Origin of the sequence: Limnohabitans planktonicus II-D5 (genome assembly GCF_001270065.2) — a bacterium.
Classification (GTDB): Bacteria; Pseudomonadota; Gammaproteobacteria; order Burkholderiales; family Burkholderiaceae_C; genus Limnohabitans_A; species Limnohabitans_A planktonicus.
The window spans coordinates 93197-113546 of record NZ_LFYT02000009.1 but is presented as its reverse complement, the minus strand read 5'-3'; the positions used below and the strand labels follow the sequence as shown (position 1 = coordinate 113546).

Here is a 20350-nt window from a genome sequence, read left to right as displayed (position 1 = left end):
CTGAGTGCCAAGTCGATAAAAATGACAACTCACACGGCACTGCCGACCCATACCCGCAAGGCGTCGAGAGCTTAGTCAGCCCCTGCTGCGAGAAAAAACAGGAGACACCCGCATGAGTTTTTTTCGATCCGCTTCAGCACTGATGGTGCAGTACGCCCACTACCACCGTGACCGACGCAACATCGCCACCCACTTGCTGGGGGTGCCCTTGATCTTCATGGCCATTGGCATGATGCTGACCCAGCCGCAATGGGCGTGGGGTGAGTGGGCGCTGACCCCGGCTTGGTGCCTGTGGGGGCTGACGAGCCTGTGGTATCTGACCCGTGGCACCCTGCTGCTGGGTGTGGCCACCACTTTGATCAATGCTTTGCTCATCGCATGGGCCCATGGGCTGGCGGCCTTGGGCGCAGACGCAGGCGTGCTGGCTTGGCAGGCAGGTCTGGGCCTGTTTGTGATCGGCTGGATCATCCAATTTGTCGGGCATTACTTTGAGGGCAAAAAACCCGCTTTTTCCGACGACATCGTGGGTTTGCTGGTTGGCCCCATGTTTGTGGTGGGCGAGGTGCTCATGGCCTTCGGCCTGCTGGCGTCCATGCGCATGGACATCGAACGCGAGGCGGGGCCTTCGCACTGATGTCAATGGCCTGGATGAGCAGGCCATGGCGTGTCTTACTGTTTGGTCATCAGCAGTCTAGGGTCTTCATCCATGACAGTTGGCACAGCGCCAGCATCGAAGCGGTTGAAGAAGACTCCTGTGGGGGATTTGAATTTGACAAAAGCAAAGTTTGATTTCGCCTCAAATTCAGGCGCTCCGCCATTAACGATGGCACCTCCAACAGTGTATTGGCCTGTTGGTTTGGTTAGAACGGCACTGGAAACGGTTACTTTGTCAACAGAAATCGAACCCAAGGGCTGAGTGCCTAGGTAGGTCAATTCGTTGACCCCAAAACCTGTGGTCATGGTTGCCGTGGCTTTGGAGATATTCAGGCTGCTGTTGTTCAGGCCTGTTGTGATGAGGGTGGCAATCGGTTGAGCAGCGCATTGCGTATCGGCGTTGGCAAAGACTCTAATCGTGTAGACGAATGTAGCCTTCACTGACGAGGCCTTTTCGAATTTGATTGTTTCGATTATGTTGGTGTCTTTGCCATTTAAGTCGGAAATTGCCTCAGCTGACAATCGGTCGCATGTTCTGCTCCATGTGCCAATGTAGCGATCAATTGGATCTGTGCTGGCAACTTCGCCGTTGCTGCCCCCACCACCGCACGCGCTGAGCAATGCAGCACAAGCCAAACTGAGTAGATGTTTGTTCATAAATTTGCCTTGGAGAAAAGAATTAATTGTCGTATTGACAACAATTAAAAATAAATAAATTTGAATAATTTAACAATAATTAAGTAGTAAAAATTATCATGTGTGTTTGACAGCGTTGTTGGTCATTCCCTCCGAAAAATGCGTATTTCCCAATGAGGGAAAGTGGCTAAACATCAGAAAAAAATTTTTAGCGTGTACTTTTAGTTGATGGGGTGGATGGTGTCAGAAGCAATTCAATTTTGTCAGCCCGTCGTGTACAACTGCAAACAGCATCTGGGTTTCTTTTAAGAATTCACTTGTTGGTTACACCAAAGCTAGATATTCCGCAATGGCCCTTGGTGCAGCCCCAACACTTGGGGTGCCCGATCGTTTCGACCTAAAAACCAACAACCTCTGATCGGCATGTATGAATCATTCAGGGGGCCTTGAACAGTACTTGTGGGGCGCGATTTCGTGATGGTGAGACAAGCGCGGCAATCCATGCGTTGAAGGTGTTCCGTGACTGGATTGCCATCAGCTTCGCTCGGGTAATCACCTCTTTGGAGCAGCCGCTCAGTTCAGCGCCATGCTCAACTTGCGCCGGTAGCTCGAAATCATGGCCAGCAGCGGGTCTTCGGTCACGGCGGCTTTGCCCATCAGCTCGATGCCGCCGGCTGACTTGCCCGTGGCGTCTTGCGTTTTGGGCTTGGGCGGGGTCATCAGCTCCAGCAGGGCGACAAAGGTTTTGCGTGGGGCTTCGTTGTCCCACTTCTTGTCGCGCATGATGATTTCGAGCAATTCGTCCATGGCCGCTTCCCATTGGCCCACGGCGATCAAGAGGCGGCTTTTGGCAAAGCGGCTTTCAAAATCACGTTTGTTTTGGCCGATCAAGGCGTCAAACTGGTCCAGGTCCCACTGACCGCGGGGGTCGGTGGTCACAAATTCCAGGGCGTTGAGCCATTGGGTTTGCGCCTCAAAGCGCAGCGGCACCGGGATGCGGGACATGGCCGGGGCCAGCAAGGCGGCAGCTTCGGCCAGTTCGCCTTCGCCGATCAGCAGTTTCACCAAGTCAAAGCGGGCATCGTCGTTGCCAGGGTCGGTGGCCAGGCCTTGCTCAAGGGCGGCGCGTGGGCTGAGTGCATCGCCTGCTTCCAGGTGCTGGTGGGCTTCTTGCGCTGCGGCTTGGGCTTGCAGCTCGCCTTCGGCGGGCAGGTGTTTGTCCAGGAACTGCTTGACATGTCCCTCGGGCAAGGCACCCATGAACCCGTCGACGGGTTGGCCGTTTATCAGCAGCACGCAAGTCGGGATGCTTTTGATGCCAAAGGCCTGGGCCAGTTGCTGTTCTTCGTCGGAGTTGATCTTGACCAGTTTGAAGCGACCTTCATAGGCGGTTTCAACCCGCTCCAGGATGGGCCCCAGCGATTTGCAGGGGCCGCACCAAGGGGCCCAAAAATCCAGCAGCACGGGCGTGTTCATGGAGGTTTCAATCACCTCGGCTTCAAAATTTTGTATCGTGACGTCCATCATGGCGGGCAGTGTTCCGGGTTGTGTTTCAAATCCACGCGGGGTGAAACCTTAAAATTCAAGATTGATCACGAAAAGCACCCAATGACTCAAGCGCTCATCGGCGTCGTCATGGGTTCCAGCTCCGACTGGGACACCATGCAGCACGCAGTCCAGATTCTCCAACAGTTTGGCATCCCTCACGACGCACGCGTGGTTTCGGCCCACCGAATGCCGGATGACATGTTTGATTACGCACAGACTGCCGCAGCGCGGGGCTTGCAAGCCATCATCGCCGGCGCTGGCGGCGCGGCCCATTTGCCCGGCATGATCGCGGCCAAAACCGTGGTGCCCGTGCTGGGCGTGCCGGTGCAGACCAAGGCCTTGTCCGGGGTGGATTCGCTGCACAGCATTGTGCAAATGCCCAAGGGCGTGCCGGTGGCCACCTTTGCCATTGGCGCAGCCGGTGCGGCCAATGCCGCTCTGTTTGCCGTGGCCATGTTGGCCAACAACGACCCTGCTCTGCGTCAAAAGCTCGAAGCTTTTCGCGCCGAGCAAACCGCCATGGCCCGCGCCATGACCTTGCCCCCGGTAGGTGCCGCATGAACAAGCCCCTGAACAAAAAGCTTCACAAAGTGATGCTGCCTGGCGCAGTCGTCAACGGCCAACCCGCCACCTTGGGTGTGATGGGCGGCGGCCAGCTTGGCCGCATGTTCGTGCACGCAGCGCAGTCCATGGGTTATTTCACCGCCGTGCTCGACCCCGACACCGCCAGCCCGGCCGGGCTGGTGAGCCACCACCACATCCAGACCGATTACCTGGACGAGCAAGGCCTGGCCCAGCTGATGCAGCGCTGCGCCGCCATCACCACCGAATTTGAAAACGTGCCCGCACCCGCTCTGGTCACGCTGGGCGCGCACCGCCCAGTGGCCCCGGGTGCCGATGCCGTGGCCATTGCGCAAGACCGCGCGGCCGAAAAAGCCCACTTTGTGGGCTGCGGCGTGCCGGTGGCACCGCATGCGGTGATTGCCAAGCCCGAGCAATTGGCCGCCGTAAGCGACGAGCTCTTTCCCTGCATCCTCAAGACCGCCCGCATGGGCTACGACGGCAAAGGCCAGATCCGCGTCAAGACCCGTGAAGAATTGAGCGCCGCCTGGGACCAGCTTAAGAACGTGCCCTGCGTGCTTGAAAAAATGCTGCCCCTCCAAGCCGAATGCTCGGTCATCGTGGCGCGTGGAGCCGATGGGCAGATGGTGAATTTCCCGGTGCAGCTGAACCTGCACCGCGAAGGCATTTTGGCCGTGACCAGCGTGTACGAAGGCGCGGTGCCCGCCGACCTGGCCGCGCAGGCCGTGGCCGCCACCCGTGCCATTGCCGAAGGCCTGCATTACGTGGGCGTGCTGTGTGTGGAGTTCTTCATCCTCGAAGGCGGTCAGCTGGTTGTCAACGAGATGGCGCCGCGCCCACACAACAGCGGCCACTACACCCTGAACGCCTGCGACCAGTCGCAGTTTGAGCTGCAGGTGCGCACGCTGGCGGGTTTGCCGCTCACGCAGCCACGCCAGCATTCCCCGGCCATCATGCTCAACCTGCTGGGTGACTTGTGGCCAGAAAGTGGCACGCCCGCTTGGGACGAGGTGCTGGCCTTGCCCGGCACCCATTTGCACCTGTATGGCAAGTTGTCGGCCAGGCCCGGTCGCAAGATGGGGCACCTGAACATCACCGGTGCCACACCTGAGGCCGTTCGCGCCACGGCCTTGCAAGCGGCGGCGCTGCTCGGCATTGAAGCGTTTTGAGCTTGCCATGATCATTGCGGCAGACGAACGCGCTATTGCGCAGGCAGCACGCGCCCTGCGTGACGGCCAATTGGTGGGCATTCCGACCGAGACGGTTTACGGCTTGGCTGCCAATGCGACCGACGATGCGGCCGTGGCCCAGATTTTTGTGGCCAAGGGCCGTCCGGCCGATCACCCTCTGATCGTGCATGTGGCCAGCGCCGCACAGGTGCCGATCTTTGCCGCGCAGGTGCCCGAATTTGCGCAAGCCTTGATCGATGCTTTTTGGCCCGGCCCCTTGACCTTGATCTTGCCGCGCCAAAGCGGCGTGGCTATGGCCTCCGCGGGTGGGCAAGACTCGATTGGTTTGCGCTGCCCGTCGCACCCGGTATCCCAGCAACTGTTGCAAGCCTGTGCGGCCTTGGGAGTGCAAGGCGTGTCAGCACCCAGCGCCAACCGCTTTGGTCGCGTGAGCCCGACCACGGCCGCGCATGTGCAGTCCGAACTGGGCCAAGACTTGCTGATTCTGGACGGTGGCGAGTGTGCGGTGGGCATTGAGTCCACCATCATCGACTGCACACGCGGCGAGCCGGTGCTGCTGCGCCCCGGGCACATCACCCGCCTGCAGATTGAAGCGGCTTGCGGCCGCACCGTTCTGGACAAGGATGCGCTGACCCAAGCCGCACCACGCGCCTCGGGCACGCTCGAATCGCACTACGCGCCGCGTGCCAAGGTGCGCTTGATGTCGGCGCAAGACATCGACGCCAAACTCCAGGCCCTCGGCCCGCATGCCAACAACCTGGGTGTGTGGTCGGCCCAGCGCCCTGACGCTGGCGCAGGCGCAGGCGCAGGCGCAGGCGTTGTTTGGCGCGCACAGTCCACAAGCGCCGAACAGGCCGCGCATGATTTGTTCAGTGTGCTGCGCGATCTGGATGTGCGTGGCGTGACACAAATTTGGGTTCAGCTGCCGCCCGACACGCCCGAGTGGGAAGGCGTGCTTGACCGTCTTAAAAGAGCAGCGGCCTGACTGGGAGGCCGCATCTCTAGTCAAAACGCCCGCTTGCAGCGGGCGTTTTGACTTTTCACGCAGACATCAGAACTTCATGCCAATGCCCAGACTGATCGTGTCCGGGTTGAGTGTTGTATCGATGGTTTGCCCTGTTGACAGCGATGTACGCGTTTTCAGGTAAGTCTTGCTGAAGGACGCATCCAGCAGCCATTTTTCGTTCAAGGCAACACTGAAGCCCACCTGGGGTGTCACTGCCAGTTTGGACTGGATGCTCAGTTTGGTGGCCGAGCCGCCAGGATTGGTCATCGCGGTGAGGACTCCACTGCCTTTTTCATCAAAAAAGTATGCATAGGTCAGACCCAAGCCCAAGTAAGGCCTGAAGCTGGCATTCGCTTTGTTGAACCTGTACTGACCGAACACCGTAAAAGGCAAGGCTTTGACCGAACCGATTTGTCCCGCTCCGGCCAAGGAGCCAGCGCCATAGAGTTTATGACTGAAAGGCAGTGCAAGTGGGATGTCGATGGAGATGTTGTCGGTGTACATATAAGTGATGCCACCTCCGAGTTGACTGTCACCCCCCACATCTGTTTTGGTGTTGGGAAAACTGGGCGCGGTCATGTTGTCACTTTGGACTTGTGGCGTGATTTGAGTGCCCCCGAGTCTTCCCATCCATGTACCTGCTGATTGAGCACTTGCGATAGAACCCGCCATCAACATTCCGCTCAAGGCCACGAACTTGATTGTTTTTTTCATGTGTGTTTCTCCTAGGTATTCAGTGCTTCAAAACCATTTGGCGAGTACCAGTTCTTTGGACACCAATTGCGCCATCAATTGATAGCCATAGGGCGTGGGGTGAACGGAGTCGGCAAACAAGTAACGGGACACATCACCCACATTGACATTGGCTGCATTGCACACCAAAGAGCTGTTCAAGGGGTTGACTTGAGGGTCAGGGTTTGGATCGCTTAATTTGCAGGCGGTTCCTTTGACGTTGCTCAGGCTGTATTGCGCTGGGTTCAAGACCTGGTCTTTGCTGGCGGTGTAAGCATCAATGAGCACGACACCCGAAGTGCCTTGTAGGCCAGCTTTCAGCTGGTCATTGAAAGTGGTCACCATCATGTCAATGAGGCCTTGGGTTGCAGTGGTTTGCTTTTGTCCAAAAGGCGTGTTTTTGATGTCGGGAACGTTCAGGACCGCCACGTATTTCGCACCTTTACCGACGATGAGCGCCTTGATGTAACCCGCCATTTCTGCGCCCGCCACACCCATGGCTGTGACCGCCGCAGTGGGGGTCATTGCTGAGGCACCGACAGCGCCAAGGTTCATCAAGACGTCATTGCCCCCCGCCATCACGGTAACGAGTTCTTTACCGGTAAATGTCCCGCCCACTTTGGTCAAATGGTTGCTGATTTGGGTGACGACAGGCACCGTTAACTGACCCAGTGCAGAGTTGTCAGGGATTAATTTGTTGCCCGGGCCAACGGGAAAGGTCACACGGGCACCACCTTGAGCGTAATTGAGGCACTCCTTGTGATTGACCACTGGCGCATTAAAGTAAGAGCCGTCCAATCCAGTTTGAGCGGCGCATGGCGCGGGCAGGCCCATTTGCGTGGCGAGCAGTTCGGTCCAGTTTTTGGAGGTGGAAGAATTGACTGTGTACTTGCCACCGCCCAAAGCAGTGATCTTGTCGACGTTGTAGGTGCCGACATCACTCAAGCTGTCCCCAAAAGTCACCAGCGATGAATAACTGACTCTCAGTTGCTGATTCCCATCGCTGCTACCGCCGCAGCCCGCCAGCCCCCATGCCAGCACGGCCGCCAGCCCTGCTGCCAGACCGTATCGCTTGAATTGACGCATCGTTTGTCTCCTGTTGTTTCAAAAAAGAACGACTGTTCTTTTTTGACATCTTAGGAGGAATAGCCGCTTATCGCATTGGTATATGTACCGACAGACTCTTTGTATATTGACTATTAAAACTATTTGAATCTTATTTTCATAACCCAAATCATCAGCGCCAGGCTGGTGGTGATGATGTTGGCGATGATGATGGGCCAGGCCATCATCAGCACGCCGTACACCAGCCACAAGGCCACGCCCACGGTGAACAAGCTGTACATGCCCAAGGAGATGCCGCTCACGTCACGGGTGCGGAAGGTGTGCCAAGCCTGCGGCACAAAGCTGGCGGTGGTCAAGATAGCGGCCGCTGTGCCGACCCAGTCGATCAGGTTCATGGTTTGATTCTCGCGGGCCGCAAGGCGTTGGAAGCGGTGGCCGGGTTGTTTGTGTCACGTACCGCCCATTCCAGCAGGGCGTCCAGCGCCGGGCGGGCCTGGTTGGCGTTGGGGTGGTTGATGATGGCGACTACGCTGTAGCGCTGGCCGCTTTGGCCCTGCACATAACCGGCCACCGAGGCCACATCGCGCAAGGAGCCGGTCTTGAGCCAGGCCTGCCCGATCACGGGTGAATTCGGCTGGCGTTCACGCAAGCGCGCCGCCGTGCCATCCACACCCGCAATGGCCAGAGAATTTTGAAACGCCTGGGCATGCGGGCTGGCGCTGGCCGCGTGCAGCAAGGCGGTGAGCGCTTGGGCGGTGCTCCGCTCGATGCGTGACAGGCCCGAGCCGTTGTCCAGCACGGGCTCTGGCAGCCCCGCAAATTCCGATCGCCACCAGCGCAGCACACGCAAACGCGAAGCCTCAAACCGGCCCGGGGCACCCAGATTGCTCGAAAGCGTCAAAAACAACTGCTGCGCCATCACGTTGTTGGACAACTTGTTGATGTCGGCCATCACCTCGGTCAGCGGCAGTGAGGGTGCCTCCAGCAGCAAGCGCGCCCGTGCGGGCACCGTGCCATCGCGCACCTGACCCGTCAGGCGCCCACCAGAGGCCAGCCACAGGGCGAGGATCAGTTGCGGGGCATAGGCTTCGGGCGCTGCAAAAGCCACGGGCCAGGACCGCTCGCCGCAGCTGGCGGCGTAAGTGCCCGCAAACCGTGCCGCTTGCGACTGGCTGAAGTCGGCCTGCAGCTGTCGGCGCCAGTCGTTGCAAGGGCCTGTGCTCAAAGGCAATTCTTGGGGCACTTCAAAGCCCGCCAACGGAGGCTCGTAGCGCACACGCACCAGGCCTGCGGCCACATCCGGGCTGAAGGTGTAAATCACGGCCTTGAAATTCAGCAGCAAGCCATCAGGGCTCACGTTGTAGGGGCGCAGCGGCTCGTCGTCAAAGGGCTCGCTGCGCGGGCTGACGTCAAATACGCTGCGGTCCAGCAGGATGTCGCCGCGCACCTCACGCACCCCGGCTGCGTTGATCTGGGCCATCCAGTCCTGCAAGCGCTCGACCACCAGTTTGGGGTCGCCACTGCCGCGCAAGATCAGGTTGCCGTGCAACACACCGGCTTGCACCGGCCCGTCGGTATAAACGCGGTTGCGCCAGACGTATTGAGGCCCCAGCAGCGACAAACCGGCATAGGTGGTGATCAGCTTCATGACCGATGCCGGGTTCATGGTCTCAGCAGCGCGGTGGGCCAAGCGGGGCAAGTCCGGGGTGGGGCCAGGAGCCGAAACAGCAACCATGCTGGGGGCAGAGATGGGGCTGACTTGCACGCTGATGGCCGAAGGCGGCACCTGAGCCTGGCGCAGTGCCTGCAAAACGGCCGGGGGCAGGTGGTGGGGCGCTGCCGTGCGATGTGTGCGGCTTGGGATGGGTGACGTTTCCTGTGCAGCATGCGTCCAAAGCGCGCACAAGCTCAGCCCCAAGGCCAGCCACGCAGCGCGCACAGGTTGCCAGCAGCGCCCGGGTGTTGGCTTGCGTGCGTGGGGGTGGTGAGCGGAGAGACAAAACAACATCGCCCAAGTCTAGCGGTCTGCGGGAGATATGGGCTTCGGCGCAGGACCCATGTCGGGGTCTTCGAGTGCCGACCTACGGTAAGGACTTGTAGATCGGCACTCGAAGAGTCCGACGTTTGGCCGCTTCGGCGCAGGACCCATGTCGGGGTCTTCGACCGCCGACCTACGGTAAGGACTTGTGGATCGGCACTCGAAGAGTCCGAGGTTTGGCCGCTTCGGCGCAGGACCCATGTCGGGGTCTTCGACCGCCGACCTACGGCAAGGACTTGTAGGTCGGCACTCGAAGAGTCCGACGTATGGTCGATGGGGCGGCAGGCCAGCCACGTATCATTGCGCCCATGCGATTTTCTTCAAAAACCGTGGGCTTGGTCTCGGCGGTCATCACGGTGCTCATCTGGACCGGCTTCATTGTCATTGCCCGCGCCTCGGCTTCGCGGGGGCTGCTTCCTCTGGACATTGCGCTGGCCCGCATTCTGGGGGCCAGCTGTGTGCTTTTGCCCTGGGCCTGGTGGCTGATGCGGCCTGCCCGTCAGCGGGGCGAGAAGGTCGGCTCGCTTTTGGGGCTGTCGCCCTTGCCGCTGGCGCCCACGGTGCAAGCCGGGTTGCTGGGGGGATTGCTGTATGCGGTGCTGGCCTACAGCGGCTTCTTTTTTGCGCCAGCAGCCCATGCTTCTGTCTTGATGCCGGGCAGCTTGCCGCTGTGGACGACTTTGCTGGCCTGGCTGGTGCTGCGTGAAAAAGTGTCATCTTCGCGCGCCGTGGGCCTGGGGCTCATTGTGCTGGGCGATTTGCTGGTGGGTGGGGTCAGCCTGCTCAAGGCCTTTGAGGGCGGCGAGGTCTGGAAGGGCGATCTGCTCTTCATGACGGCGGCCTTGTGTTGGTCGGGTTACAGCGTCACCGTGCGCCGTTACGGCCTGGACGCAGTGCGTGCCACCATGGCGATCACGGCGTTTGCCTTCGTGGGCTTTGTGCCGCTTTATCTGGCCTTGATTACCGGGGGTGTCTTGCCCACACATCTACATCAGGCCCCGTGGACCGAGTTTCTGTTTCAGGCCGCTTTCCAGGGCGGCGGCTCGGTGGTGATTTCTGGCATCACCTTCACGCAGATGGTGCGCCACTTCGGGCCCGTGCGCTCGACCATGATCACCGCCCTGGTGCCGGGTCTGTCGGCCATGGGCGCGGTCTGGTTGTTGGGCGAGCCCATGCATTGGAACTTGCTGGCCGGGCTGGCGCTGGTGACTGGCGGCATCTTGTTTGGTGTGCGCCAAGCCAAGCCAGCTGGGGGGGCCAAGCCATGAGAGCGCACAACTGGCTGGCCTTTGACACCAGCACCGATGTGCTGTCTTTGGGCGTGGCCCGAGGCGATCGGCTCTGGACGCAAACCTTGCCCGGTGGCGCACAGGCGTCCAGCGGCCTGATTCCTGCGGTGCTGGCCATGCTGGCCGAGGCGGGTTTGACCTTGCCGCAACTGGACGCCGTGGTGTTTGGCCGGGGTCCGGGTTCATTTACAGGTTTGCGCACGGCTTGCGCGGTGGCGCAAGGCTTGGCTTTTGGTGCCGACATTCCGGTGCTGCCAGTGGACACCTTGCTGGCCGTGGCCGAAGACGCCCGGTTCGAGCAATGCCAGGCCGGGCATATTCAGAGCGATGCGCCGCTGACGGTGCTGGCCTTGCTCGATGCGCGCATGGATGAGGTCTACAGCGCGGCCTACCGTTGGCAGCCCACGACCGAAGTGGGCGAGCCAGTTCAGGGCAACTGGCAAGAAGTCTCTGCTTTGCAGGTCAGCGCCCCCGAAAAAATTCACAGCCCGCAGGACAAGCCTGTTTTGTTGGCAGGCAATGCGTTTGCCGCTTATGGGGAACGCCTGCCGCAAGGGCCGCATTGCGTGGCCTTGCCCACCGCTGCGGCCTTGTTGCGATTGGCGCCCGCCTTGTGGGCGCAGGGGCTGGCCGTGCCTGCCGATCAGGCCATGCCGCTGTACATCCGCGACAAAGTGGCCAACACCACCGCCGAGCGCGAAGCCCTGAAGGCCCAGGCCCAAGCTCTTGCTGCCACCCGCGCCGCAGCCAATCCATGAGCGTGGACATGGGACAAGCGCAGTCGCCACTTCAGCCCGAGCAGCCGCCGTGCGAGGCCATGCGCAACGCGGTCACCTTGCGCACCATGACGCACGACGATCTGGATGCCGTGCTGGCCATCGAACAAACCGCCTACAGCCACCCTTGGTCGCGGGGCAATTTTCGGGATTCCCTCAATCCGTTGTTTGACGCCCAGTGCCTGTGGTTCGAAGGCGAATTGCTGGGCTACTTTTTGGCCATGCATGGCGTGGAAGAAATGCACCTGCTCAACATCACCGTGGCACCGGCCTGGCAAGGGCAAGGTTGGGGCCACATGATGCTGGATGCCTTGTCACTGTGGTCGCGCAGCCAAGGCGCCAAAGTGCTGTGGCTCGAAGTGCGCCAGAGCAACGCCCGTGCCATGCATGTGTATGAGCGCTATGGCTTTCGCCGCGTCGGCCTGCGCAAGGATTACTATCCCCTGGACCGCCAGCAGCGCGAACATGCTGTGGTGATGAGTCTGCCGCTGTGAAGGGCCCCTGCCGCTTTTGCACTTGACCGCCAGAGACGCTGCGCATGAATTTTGAAACAAATGGACATGACCGACCCCACCCGATTTGACCTGGACGACCGCCAACGCGCCATGCTGGCCGAGATGGGTGTGCGCGTCTGGTGGCCCAAGGCGTCGGAGCTGTCCAGGCCAGCTGCTGACACCTCAACTGCAGAAACGGCACCCCAGAGCGGCGCTCAGGCCCTTGCACAGCAAGGCGATGCACGGCTTGCACCATCTGATGCTGCAAGGACTTCGGCAGCGGACCCCGCCATGACGCCCATGTCAGCACCCGAGGTGGCGGCGAGAGCGGCACACAGCAGGCATGCACCCGTTGGCCCCGCTGCAGCCCCAGCTTCGACAGCGCCTGCGGCATCGGCGGCAGTGCAGGCCCAGCCCTTGGCAGAAGGCATTGACCGCATGGACTGGGCAGCCTTGCAAGGCACCGTGGCGACCTGCCAGGCCTGCGCCTTGTGCACGGAACGCAAGAACACTGTCTTTGGCATGGGCCATGTTCAGGCCGACTGGATGGTGGTGGGCGAAGCCCCCGACGAAGAGGAAGACGCGCAAGGCAAGCCCTTCGTCGGCCAGTCGGGTCAATTGCTCGACAACATGCTCAAAGCAGTGGGTCTCAACCGGCAGGACGAGAGCGGGTCTGGCGTCTACATCGCCAACGCCCTCAAGTGTCGTCCCGCCATCCCCCGCAACCCGACACCCGCCGAAGTGGCCACCTGTGCCCCCTACCTGATGCGTCAGGTCGCCCTGGTCAAACCCAAAGTGATCCTGGCCATGGGCCGTTTTGCCGTGCAATCGCTGCTGCAAAGCACCGAACCTCTTGGCAAACTGCGCGGCCAGGTTCACGACTGCCAAGGCGTGCCGGTGGTCGTGACCTACCACCCCAGCTATTTGCTGCGCAACCCCGCCGACAAAGCCAAAGCCTGGGCCGATCTGGTGCTGGCGCTCAAGGTGGTCAAAGGCTGAAGATCACGTCGGGGTCTTCGACCGCCGACCTACGGGCAACAACGTGCCTCATCGTAGGTCGGCACTCGCAGAGTCCGACACATGTCCGCCCACCCAGCGTCCTGTTTTGGGCACCCAGGGTGTCCAAAGATATGTCGGGGTCTTCGACCACCGACCTACGGGTAACAACGTGCCTCACCGTCGGTACTCGACATCGTGCCTCACCGTAGGTCGGTACTCGAAGAGTCCGACATTTGATGGATTGACCACCGCAGCCCAAATAGGCATAGCCACCCGGCCGAGATATGTCGGGGTCTTCGACCACCGACCTACGGGTGACATCGTAGGTCGGTACTCGAAGAGTCCGACAATGTCTCCGGCAGAAGGCTGAAGCGCAGATTAGCCCAAACTGCCCATGGCCTCGCCCATCACGATCGGGCGGGCCGGTGTCCAGTCCTTGTTGAACTGCATCACCCCTTTGGGGAACAGCATCACCACGGTGGAGCCGAGCAAAAAGCGGCCCATCTCTTCGCCTTGGGCCAGGGCGATGTTGCCCATCTCGTAGGTCCACTCGCGTACCGTGCCCGGGCGCGGCGGGTTGACCACCCCGTGCCACACGGTGGCCATGCTGCCCACAATGGTGGCTCCCACCAGCACCATGACAAACGGGCCGTGCTCGCCTTCAAAAACACACACCACGCGTTCGTTGCGTGCAAACAGCCCCGGCACACCGCGTGCGGTGGTCGGGTTCACCGAGAACAAATCGCCCGGCACGTAAATCATGCGCGTGAGCTGCCCCGCGCAAGGCATGTGGATGCGGTGGTAGTCGCGTGGGCTCAGGTAAAGGGTGGCAAATTCGCCGTCTTGAAACTGGGCAGCTAATGCGACGTCGCCACCCACCAAGGCGCGTGTGCTGTAGCGGTGGCCTTTGGCCTGAAACACCTGATCGCCAGAAATCGGGCCGCACTGGCTGATGGCACCGTCCACCGGGCTCACAAAATCAGCCGCAGCCAGCGGACGCGCATCGCCGCGCAAGGGGCGGGTGAAAAATTCGTTGAAGCTCTTGTAGCTGGCCGTGTCCGGGTTGGCCGCTTCGCTCATGTTCACGTTGTAGCGCTTGACGAACCAGTTGATGATGCCGGTCGTGGCACCCCCCCATTGGCTGCCCGCCACCCAGCCTGCAAAGGCGGTCAGGGCTTGTTTTGGAATCATGTATTGCGGCAAAACTGCCAGGCGGTCAGAAAAGGAGCTGGACATAAGAGGCCGCGGGTGCGGTTCAAGAGAAGGGCTTGATTTTATCGGGCAGCCGAAGGGGCTCTGGCGCTGGTCCATGTCGGGGTAGAAGCCGCCGACCTACAGATATCCCCGTAGGTCGGTACCTTCAGGTCCGACAATGTCCGCTGTGACGCAGGTCCATGTCGGGGCTAAAGCCGCCGACCTACAGATATCCCCGTAGGTCGGTAGCTTCAGCTCCGACAATGTCCACTGTGTCGCAGGTTCATGTCGGGGCTGAAGCCGCCGACCTACAAATACCGCCCGGGGGCAGGGCACAATCCGGGGCATGAACACCCCATTGCTTTCGGTCGAACACTTGGTCAAGCGCTACGGCGACGCCACGGTGGTCAACGACCTGTCTTTCCACATCGAGCCCGGTGAATGCCTGGGCGTGATCGGCCCCAACGGCGCGGGCAAAACCACCACACTGCGCATGTGCCTGGGCTTGTCGCAGCCCGATGGCGGTGAAATCCGTTATTTCGACGGTTTGCAAATGCCCCAAGACGCCTTGGCCATCAAAGCCCGCCTGGGCGTGGTGGCGCAGATGGACACGCTGGACCCGGACTTCACCGCGGAAGAAAACCTTTTGGTCTTTGGCCGCTACTTCGGCCTGCCCGACGCCGTGATCCGCGAGCGCATTCCCCAGTTGCTCGAATTCGGTGCCCTGAGCCACAAAGCCAAGGCCAAACCGGGCGAGTTGTCGGGCGGCATGAAACGGCGCTTGAGCCTGTCGCGGGCCCTCATCAACCACCCGCAACTCTTGATGCTGGACGAGCCCACCACGGGCCTGGACCCGCAGGCGCGGCACCTCATGTGGGAGCGGTTGCAGGTGCTGCTGCAAGAGGGCAAATCCATCTTGCTCACCACCCACTTCATGGACGAGGCCGAGCGCCTGTGCAGTCGACTTTTGGTGCTGGACCAAGGCCGCAAGATCGCCGAAGGCAAGCCCCGCGACCTGATCGCCGAGCACCTGGAGCCTGAAGTCGTGGAAGTCTTTGGCCAAGGCGCGGTCACGCTGGCGCAAGAAGCCAGCTTGAAAGCGCTGGCCGGGCGCATCGAGGTCAGCGGTGAAACGGTGTTCTTCTACACCCAAGACAGCCGAGCGCTGATGCACGCGCTGGAGGCCTGGCCCACGCTGCGCACGCTGCACCGACCTTCCAACCTGGAAGACCTGTTCTTGAAATTGACCGGACGCCAGATCCGAGAGGAAGGCTGATCATGAGTCAAATTCAAAACAACATCTGGGCCGCACCCCGCCTGTCCATGCGCTGGTGGCCCGTCTTTCAGCGCAACTGGTTGGTCTGGAAAAAACTCGCCATCCCCAGCCTGGTGGGCAACATCGCCGAGCCGCTCATGTGGTTGGTGGCCTTTGGTTACGGCTTGGGTTCGCTGGTCGGGCAGATCGAGATGGGCGGCGAGAAGGTGCCTTACATCTTGTTCCTGGCCAGTGGCAGCATCTGCATGAGCGCCATGAACGCGGCCACCTTTGAGGCGCTGTACTCGGCGTTCTCGCGCATGCATGTGCAAAAAACCTGGGACGGCATCATGAACGCCCCGGTGCGGCTCGATGACGTGGTGCTGGCCGAAATGCTGTGGGCCGCCTTCAAAGCACTGTTCACCGTCACGGCCATTCTGGGGGTCATGATGGCCCTGGGCATCAGCCACAGCTGGAAGCTGCTGGTGGCTTGGCCCGTGCTGCTGGGCGTGGGCATCACCTTCAGCTGCATGGCCCTGATCTTCAACGCGCTGGCCAAAGGCTACGACTTCTTCACCTACTACTTCACCCTGTTCCTCACACCCATGATGTTCCTCTCGGGCATCTTTTTTCCGCGTGAGCAACTGCCCGGCTTCGTGCGCGTGATCGCCGACTGGCTGCCGCTGTCGGTGGCGGTGGACTTGGTGCGCCCGCTGTTTTTGGACCGCTGGCCAGAACATTCGCTGTGCAACGTGCTGGTGCTGGCGGGATTTTCGGTGGTGTCGTTCTGGATTGCGTTGGCGTTGACGAGGATGCGGTTCAGGAGTTGAGGTGACTGGGTGGTTTGGTGATGTCTTCTATTCAGTTCTGCATCAATTGCAATAAAGAGTTTTCTGGATGAACCCTGCGTAACTGGCATGTACCGACCATCGTCCGTCAGCGGTCCTAGCAGAAATCAGTCGCTCAACGTTATCGCTGAGGCAGCGCGGCATCGTGCCGAACTGTGCGGTCCCGGGTAGGTGCCATTAATTTTTCGTGAAGAACTGCTTCACTACCGCTGGATCGGGCCAGTCGGGAAATTGCAGCTGGTCGCCACAGATGTCGACCCAAGGCGCCTTGGAAGCAACGAAGGCGTTGTAGGCGATGCTCACATTTGGAGCATGTCGTAGCGTGCCACAGCGAACCCCGACAACCTGCTTTGTTTTTTCGCCGTGGCTGTAGATTGGCGAGCCGCAGGTTGAACAGAAATGGCGGAATTTCTTTGGGCTGGATTCGAATGCTGTGAGGTATTCCTTGCCTGAAGTGATTCTGAATTTATCCATGTCAACAATGATGTTCGTCACAAAAGACGCGCCAGATGCCGCGCGGCACTTCCCACAAAAACACTGATACATGAACCGGGGTTCTCCATCGATTTCGTACTGAATACGTCCGCACAGGCATGCACCGTTAAGCATGGAGGTTCCTTTAGTGGTGAATCGGTTCAATTTGATATGACGATGGCGCTGAACGTCAATCCTCAGCCAAGCGCTCCACTTTCTAGATTTACCCAGGCAAATGTCGGGTCTGCAAATCAGAGTTCTCCACTGAAAGGGGCATTCGATTTGGTGCGCACCCTCGGCCCTCTTCAAGGATCGTTGGCCGTACCAGTCGCTAGGCCATGTGCTGGCGCGCTGGGAGGGGGCGGTGGTGGTGTTCTGGATCGCGTTGGCTTTGGCGCGGATGCGGTTCAGGCGTTGATGCATTTTGGGATGTGATGTCGTAATATGGCAAACCTTGCCATTGAAGGAGAATCTCATGACGCTCAACATATCTTTGCCCATGGAACTTGAGGCCCGCGTCCGTGCGCATGTGGCATCGGGTCTGTATGGCTCAGCCAGCGAGGTCATTCGTGAAGCCTTGCGACTGTTTGAGGCGTACCAGTCCGTACAGCAGTCGAACTTGGCTGCTCTCAAAGCCGATATCGATCAAGGCATGGCCGATCTCGACGCAGGGCGGGTGAGCAAGATGGACATGGCGGCCATCAAGGCCCAGGGGCGTGTTCTGAAAAAGCGCAGCTGATGCCTGAAGTCTCTTTTGCGCAAAGCGCGCAGACGGATCTTTTGGAGGCATGGTCTTTTATCGCTGAAGAAAGTTTCGAGGCGGCCGACCATGTTTTGGAAGTCATTGAAAAAGAAGCCCTGACATTGGCGTTGCAACCCTTGATGGGAAGAGCGCGACCGGAATTGAACAAGGAAGTGAGATGTTGGCCTACATCGGCTGCATACAACTTGTACTACGTCGCCAGCGATTCGGGCATCACTGTTATCCGTGTTTTGCACCATGCGCGAGACGTCAACAGCAGGCTTTTCTGAATTGGCGTCTTGAAACACAGTCCCGTCGATACACCTTATTGCTGGTCTGGGGCATCACCTTCAGCTGCATGGCGCTGATCTTCAACGCGCTGGCCAAAGGCTATGACTTCTTCACTTATTACATCACCCTGTTCCTCGCGCACATGATGTTCCTCTCGAGCATCTTCTTCCCCGCGTGAACAACTGCCCGCGTTTGTGCGCGTGATCGCCGACTGGCTGCCGCTATCGGTGGCGGTGGATTTGGTGCGCCCGCTGTTTTTGGACCGCTGGCCAGAGCAACCGTTGCGCCATGTGCTGGTGCTGGCGGGGTTTGCGGTGGTGTCGTTCTGGATTGCGTTAGCGTTGACGCGGAAGCGGTTCAGGAGTTGAACTGGTTGGCGGCTAGAACAATTGGTAGGCCGCTGCCAATCGTTCAAAGGTCAGTTTGACGGTGAGATTTTTTCCTTCAATTTCGTGTGCAGAAACCGCATCGATAAATCGCCTTAAATCGCTCGCAATCTTGTCATGCACAAAAATGGTTTGTGTCGGACTCAGCAGCCCGGCCAGCAACAAGATGTCTTTCAAGTGTTTGGAGATGTTTTTGGAGTCGACCTGCTCGCCAGCGGCTTTTTGTTTCGTCAGGCTCAACCAAGCCATTGCTTTGAGAGGGATCAGCCGATCTTCGCCCACCCAAGGCAAACCATTGAGGTTGCGGCGTCCAGCCATCAAGAAGTCGTAGTAAATGTCATCCAACAAGATGGCAGACAAACTTGAGACTGCCTCATCCATGGGGATTGGCGTCAACTTGCTGCCAGCAGCCAGTTGAATGTCTGTTGGCGCGCGTGCAAACAACTCCACCATGAAGGGAAAGTCTTCTTCTTGGGGTTTGGCAAAGCGATATAGCTTCGGTTTTTCTGTGGCGTCCGATCGACGAATCTCGTAGCCTCCGGCTTCCACAAACGCCCAAAAACGCTTTCCAAATTCTGGCGTGAGTGCTTCAAGATGCAGCACCACATCCAGATCCTTGGTGCGCCTGAAGTCTTGCCCTGCTTCCTCCATGGCGATCGAGGCGGCCGTTCCGCCGATCAAGACGAATTGATCCGCGTAGCCCTCAAACCACACCCGAAATCGCTCCAGCCCATTCACCATCGAATTTGCTCCAGCAATTCACCCAATGCCATTTGAACGCGATCATCCGCGCTGTCTTTCAAGCTCAGCCACAAAGACAAGGCGTCAACGGTCTTGGCATTGGCTTCCATGGCCGGACTGTAGGCCCATATCTCCAATTGACAAGCCCCCGTGTCCGGCCCCGGCACTTCTTGGATGCCTTGTCCAAGGGCTTGCTGCCATTGCCCTGTCGTCATGGCGAAAGTGGCCTCCCGCGGACGGGCCAGCATTGTTCGTTCAGACAAGGCCGACAGCCCAGCCAACCGAACACCGGCCAACGCCAACAGAGCTTGTTCGCGAACCCACAAGCTGCGTTTGACGGGCGTGCGCAGCAAGGGCAGGGCCTGTTGCCAAATTTCCTGTCGTGTTTGCACCATGCGCAGACCTTTGCTGCGTCCGGCTGCCATGGGTTCAGCCAGACCCGCCTGCACCAACTCCCGCATGGCTCTGGATGGTGTCATGGGGGTGTAGCCCAATGCCGAAGCATCGGCACCCGGAAGCCACTCGTCCTGTGCCGGACGGTTGATCAAATGCCAGATCAAAAGCGCCTGTGTCGAAGGGCTGAGACTTTGTCTGGGTTCAGGTTTGCTTTGACGGAAATGCTCCCGCAAATCGATCCCCAGATCAGGCAAGTACATCTGATTGCCCGGTACGATGAAGGGAACCTTTTGCTCAATCAAGTTTCGCCGCTCATAGGAGGCCAAGGTCGGCAGGCAATAAACCACAGGCAAACCCAGAGCCTCGCCAATGCGCGTCACTTGCACACGCACATCCCTTAAAGCTTGTTGAGTCGCCTCTTTTTTCAGGGCCAAAACGATGTGCTGCCCCGCCAACGTCAATTGCCCATAGTCAAAAGCTTCCTGCAGGTAATAAGGCAGTAATGCCGCCTGTGCGCAGGGCTCGACCCCCGGCGCGACGGTTCCCAGTACATCTTCTAAATAGCGCTCTATTTGCTGTTTGATGGTCATTGTGCTGAATAATTTAACATTAAATATGCACAATAACAATTATTTTGTTATTGTGCGGTATTGAGGTTATATGAAGGGATTGATGCCAATGCGTCTGCCATCACCCGGTCCATTTCGCTCATCAGCTCTTCGATGTTGAATGGTTTGCTCATCAATGCGACGGCACCCGGACCGATGCAATCATTCATCAGAGCGCGGCCTACACGGCCCAACATCACGATCACCTGAGTCTTGACATTCAAGGCGTGCAGCCGCTCCGGTAACTCCAGGCCGTAACGGGTCAACTCCGGCGAGAAGTCCAGCTTGCTCTGCAAGCAAAAAAGCCTGTGGTCCGCAGGCGTCCTATCGCCAGCAGGGCTGGCTCCCACAAGGTGCGAGTCGCGCATCATGCCTGTCTCAGGCGGGGGCTTTGAGCAAAGCTACA

Annotated in this window: 23 protein-coding genes and 1 pseudogene; 13 read left to right on the top strand and 11 right to left on the bottom strand. The window is 59.3% G+C overall.

Features of this window, described 5'->3' with window-relative positions; translation table 11 throughout:
- Positions 1 to 112: 112 nt before the first annotated feature.
- A complete protein-coding gene (locus tag H663_RS29820) occupies positions 113 to 634 on the top strand; it encodes an Mpo1 family 2-hydroxy fatty acid dioxygenase (protein ID WP_053169063.1) in 522 nt (173 codons plus the stop codon).
- Positions 635 to 669: 35 nt separating this feature from the next.
- Here the strand turns inward: H663_RS29820 and H663_RS29815 are convergent, their stop codons facing one another.
- Both H663_RS29815 and trxA read right to left on the bottom strand, forming a co-directional pair.
- Entirely contained in the window at positions 670 to 1311 is a 642-nt protein-coding gene (locus H663_RS29815) for a hypothetical protein (RefSeq protein ID WP_053169061.1), read from the bottom strand.
- Between the two features lie 552 nt (positions 1312 to 1863).
- Positions 1864 to 2817, bottom strand: coding sequence for a thioredoxin (trxA, locus tag H663_RS29810; RefSeq protein WP_053169059.1), 954 nt, complete (start codon positions 2815 to 2817; stop codon positions 1864 to 1866).
- 81 nt (positions 2818 to 2898) lie between these two features.
- Here trxA and purE point away from each other — a divergent pair, with 81 nt between their 5' ends.
- The 3 genes from purE to H663_RS29795 are packed head-to-tail and all read left to right on the top strand — an operon-like array spanning position 2899 to position 5595.
- Positions 2899 to 3399: a 5-(carboxyamino)imidazole ribonucleotide mutase gene (gene purE / locus H663_RS29805; RefSeq protein WP_053169057.1), complete on the top strand. Its 501-nt coding sequence runs from the start codon at positions 2899 to 2901 to the stop codon at positions 3397 to 3399.
- A complete protein-coding gene (locus H663_RS29800) occupies positions 3396 to 4589 on the top strand; it encodes a 5-(carboxyamino)imidazole ribonucleotide synthase (RefSeq protein ID WP_420844044.1) in 1194 nt (397 codons plus the stop codon). The genes purE and H663_RS29800 overlap by 4 nt, the downstream gene beginning before the upstream one ends.
- Positions 4590 to 4596: 7 nt before the next feature.
- On the top strand, positions 4597 to 5595 hold the full coding sequence (locus H663_RS29795; RefSeq protein WP_053169055.1) for an L-threonylcarbamoyladenylate synthase: 999 nt from the start codon (positions 4597 to 4599) through the stop codon (positions 5593 to 5595).
- A gap of 66 nt (positions 5596 to 5661) precedes the next feature.
- Here H663_RS29795 and H663_RS29790 read toward each other — a convergent pair whose 3' ends face one another.
- The 4 genes from H663_RS29790 to dacB form a co-directional block, all read right to left on the bottom strand.
- Positions 5662 to 6288 (bottom strand): OmpW/AlkL family protein, encoded by a 627-nt coding sequence (locus tag H663_RS29790; RefSeq protein ID WP_338067169.1) that lies wholly within the window; start codon positions 6286 to 6288, stop codon positions 5662 to 5664.
- Between the two features lie 69 nt (positions 6289 to 6357).
- The gene (locus H663_RS29785; protein ID WP_053169051.1) at positions 6358 to 7434 is read right to left on the bottom strand and encodes an SGNH/GDSL hydrolase family protein; all 1077 of its coding nucleotides are present in this window, start codon (positions 7432 to 7434) and stop codon (positions 6358 to 6360) included.
- 119 nt (positions 7435 to 7553) lie between these two features.
- The gene (locus H663_RS29780) at positions 7554 to 7808 is read right to left on the bottom strand and encodes a SemiSWEET transporter (protein ID WP_053169049.1); all 255 of its coding nucleotides are present in this window, start codon (positions 7806 to 7808) and stop codon (positions 7554 to 7556) included.
- Complete coding sequence (gene dacB / locus H663_RS29775) at positions 7805 to 9352, bottom strand: D-alanyl-D-alanine carboxypeptidase/D-alanyl-D-alanine endopeptidase (protein WP_240620476.1); 1548 nt, start codon at positions 9350 to 9352, stop codon at positions 7805 to 7807. Before dacB ends, H663_RS29780 begins: the two co-directional genes overlap by 4 nt.
- Positions 9353 to 9759: 407 nt before the next feature.
- Here dacB and H663_RS29770 point away from each other — a divergent pair, with 407 nt between their 5' ends.
- The 4 genes from H663_RS29770 to H663_RS29755 all read left to right on the top strand — a co-directional run bounded on the left by H663_RS29770 (position 9760) and on the right by H663_RS29755 (position 13009).
- Positions 9760 to 10719, top strand: coding sequence for a DMT family transporter (locus H663_RS29770; protein ID WP_205872711.1), 960 nt, complete (start codon positions 9760 to 9762; stop codon positions 10717 to 10719).
- Complete coding sequence (gene tsaB / locus H663_RS29765) at positions 10716 to 11498, top strand: tRNA (adenosine(37)-N6)-threonylcarbamoyltransferase complex dimerization subunit type 1 TsaB (RefSeq protein WP_053169047.1); 783 nt, start codon at positions 10716 to 10718, stop codon at positions 11496 to 11498. Before H663_RS29770 ends, tsaB begins: the two co-directional genes overlap by 4 nt.
- The gene (gene rimI, locus H663_RS29760; protein ID WP_420844043.1) at positions 11495 to 12010 is read left to right on the top strand and encodes a ribosomal protein S18-alanine N-acetyltransferase; all 516 of its coding nucleotides are present in this window, start codon (positions 11495 to 11497) and stop codon (positions 12008 to 12010) included. The genes tsaB and rimI overlap by 4 nt, the downstream gene beginning before the upstream one ends.
- Before the next feature lie 66 nt (positions 12011 to 12076).
- Entirely contained in the window at positions 12077 to 13009 is a 933-nt protein-coding gene (locus tag H663_RS29755) for a uracil-DNA glycosylase (RefSeq protein WP_053169408.1), read from the top strand.
- A 378-nt stretch (positions 13010 to 13387) separates the two neighbouring features.
- Here H663_RS29755 and asd read toward each other — a convergent pair whose 3' ends face one another.
- The gene (gene asd, locus H663_RS29750; RefSeq protein ID WP_053169045.1) at positions 13388 to 14245 is read right to left on the bottom strand and encodes an archaetidylserine decarboxylase; all 858 of its coding nucleotides are present in this window, start codon (positions 14243 to 14245) and stop codon (positions 13388 to 13390) included.
- Between the two features lie 304 nt (positions 14246 to 14549).
- On the opposite strand from asd, the gene H663_RS29745 reads away from it, so the two are divergent.
- Positions 14550 to 15479 carry an ATP-binding cassette domain-containing protein gene (locus tag H663_RS29745; RefSeq protein ID WP_053169043.1) on the top strand — a complete coding sequence of 310 codons (930 nt, stop codon included), beginning with the start codon at positions 14550 to 14552 and terminating at the stop codon, positions 15477 to 15479.
- 2 nt (positions 15480 to 15481) lie between these two features.
- Positions 15482 to 16288, top strand: coding sequence for an ABC transporter permease (locus H663_RS29740; RefSeq protein WP_053169041.1), 807 nt, complete (start codon positions 15482 to 15484; stop codon positions 16286 to 16288).
- Positions 16289 to 16483: 195 nt separating this feature from the next.
- Here H663_RS29740 and H663_RS29735 read toward each other — a convergent pair whose 3' ends face one another.
- Entirely contained in the window at positions 16484 to 17257 is a 774-nt protein-coding gene (locus H663_RS29735; protein ID WP_133240000.1) for a GFA family protein, read from the bottom strand.
- Here H663_RS29735 and H663_RS29730 point away from each other — a divergent pair.
- The 3 genes and pseudogenes from H663_RS29730 to H663_RS29720 all read left to right on the top strand — a co-directional run.
- Entirely contained in the window at positions 17256 to 17519 is a 264-nt protein-coding gene (locus H663_RS29730; RefSeq protein WP_053169037.1) for a type II toxin-antitoxin system ParD family antitoxin, read from the top strand. The genes H663_RS29735 and H663_RS29730 overlap by 2 nt on opposite strands.
- Positions 17519 to 17812, top strand: a complete 294-nt coding sequence (locus H663_RS29725) for a type II toxin-antitoxin system RelE/ParE family toxin (protein ID WP_053169035.1) — start codon at positions 17519 to 17521, stop codon at positions 17810 to 17812. The genes H663_RS29730 and H663_RS29725 overlap by 1 nt, the downstream gene beginning before the upstream one ends.
- A 38-nt stretch (positions 17813 to 17850) precedes the next feature.
- A pseudogene (locus H663_RS29720) lies at positions 17851 to 18181 on the top strand (ABC transporter permease); the annotation flags it as partial.
- Positions 18182 to 18193: 12 nt separating this feature from the next.
- Here the strand turns inward: H663_RS29720 and H663_RS29715 are convergent.
- The 3 genes from H663_RS29715 to H663_RS29705 are packed head-to-tail and all read right to left on the bottom strand — an operon-like array spanning position 18194 to position 20315.
- A complete protein-coding gene (locus tag H663_RS29715) occupies positions 18194 to 18940 on the bottom strand; it encodes a hypothetical protein (RefSeq protein WP_116695847.1) in 747 nt (248 codons plus the stop codon).
- Positions 18934 to 19926: a hypothetical protein gene (locus tag H663_RS29710; protein ID WP_053169033.1), complete on the bottom strand. Its 993-nt coding sequence runs from the start codon at positions 19924 to 19926 to the stop codon at positions 18934 to 18936. The genes H663_RS29715 and H663_RS29710 overlap by 7 nt, the downstream gene beginning before the upstream one ends.
- Positions 19927 to 19973: 47 nt before the next feature.
- A complete protein-coding gene (locus H663_RS29705) occupies positions 19974 to 20315 on the bottom strand; it encodes a hypothetical protein (protein ID WP_053169031.1) in 342 nt (113 codons plus the stop codon).
- Positions 20316 to 20350: the final 35 nt, after the last annotated feature.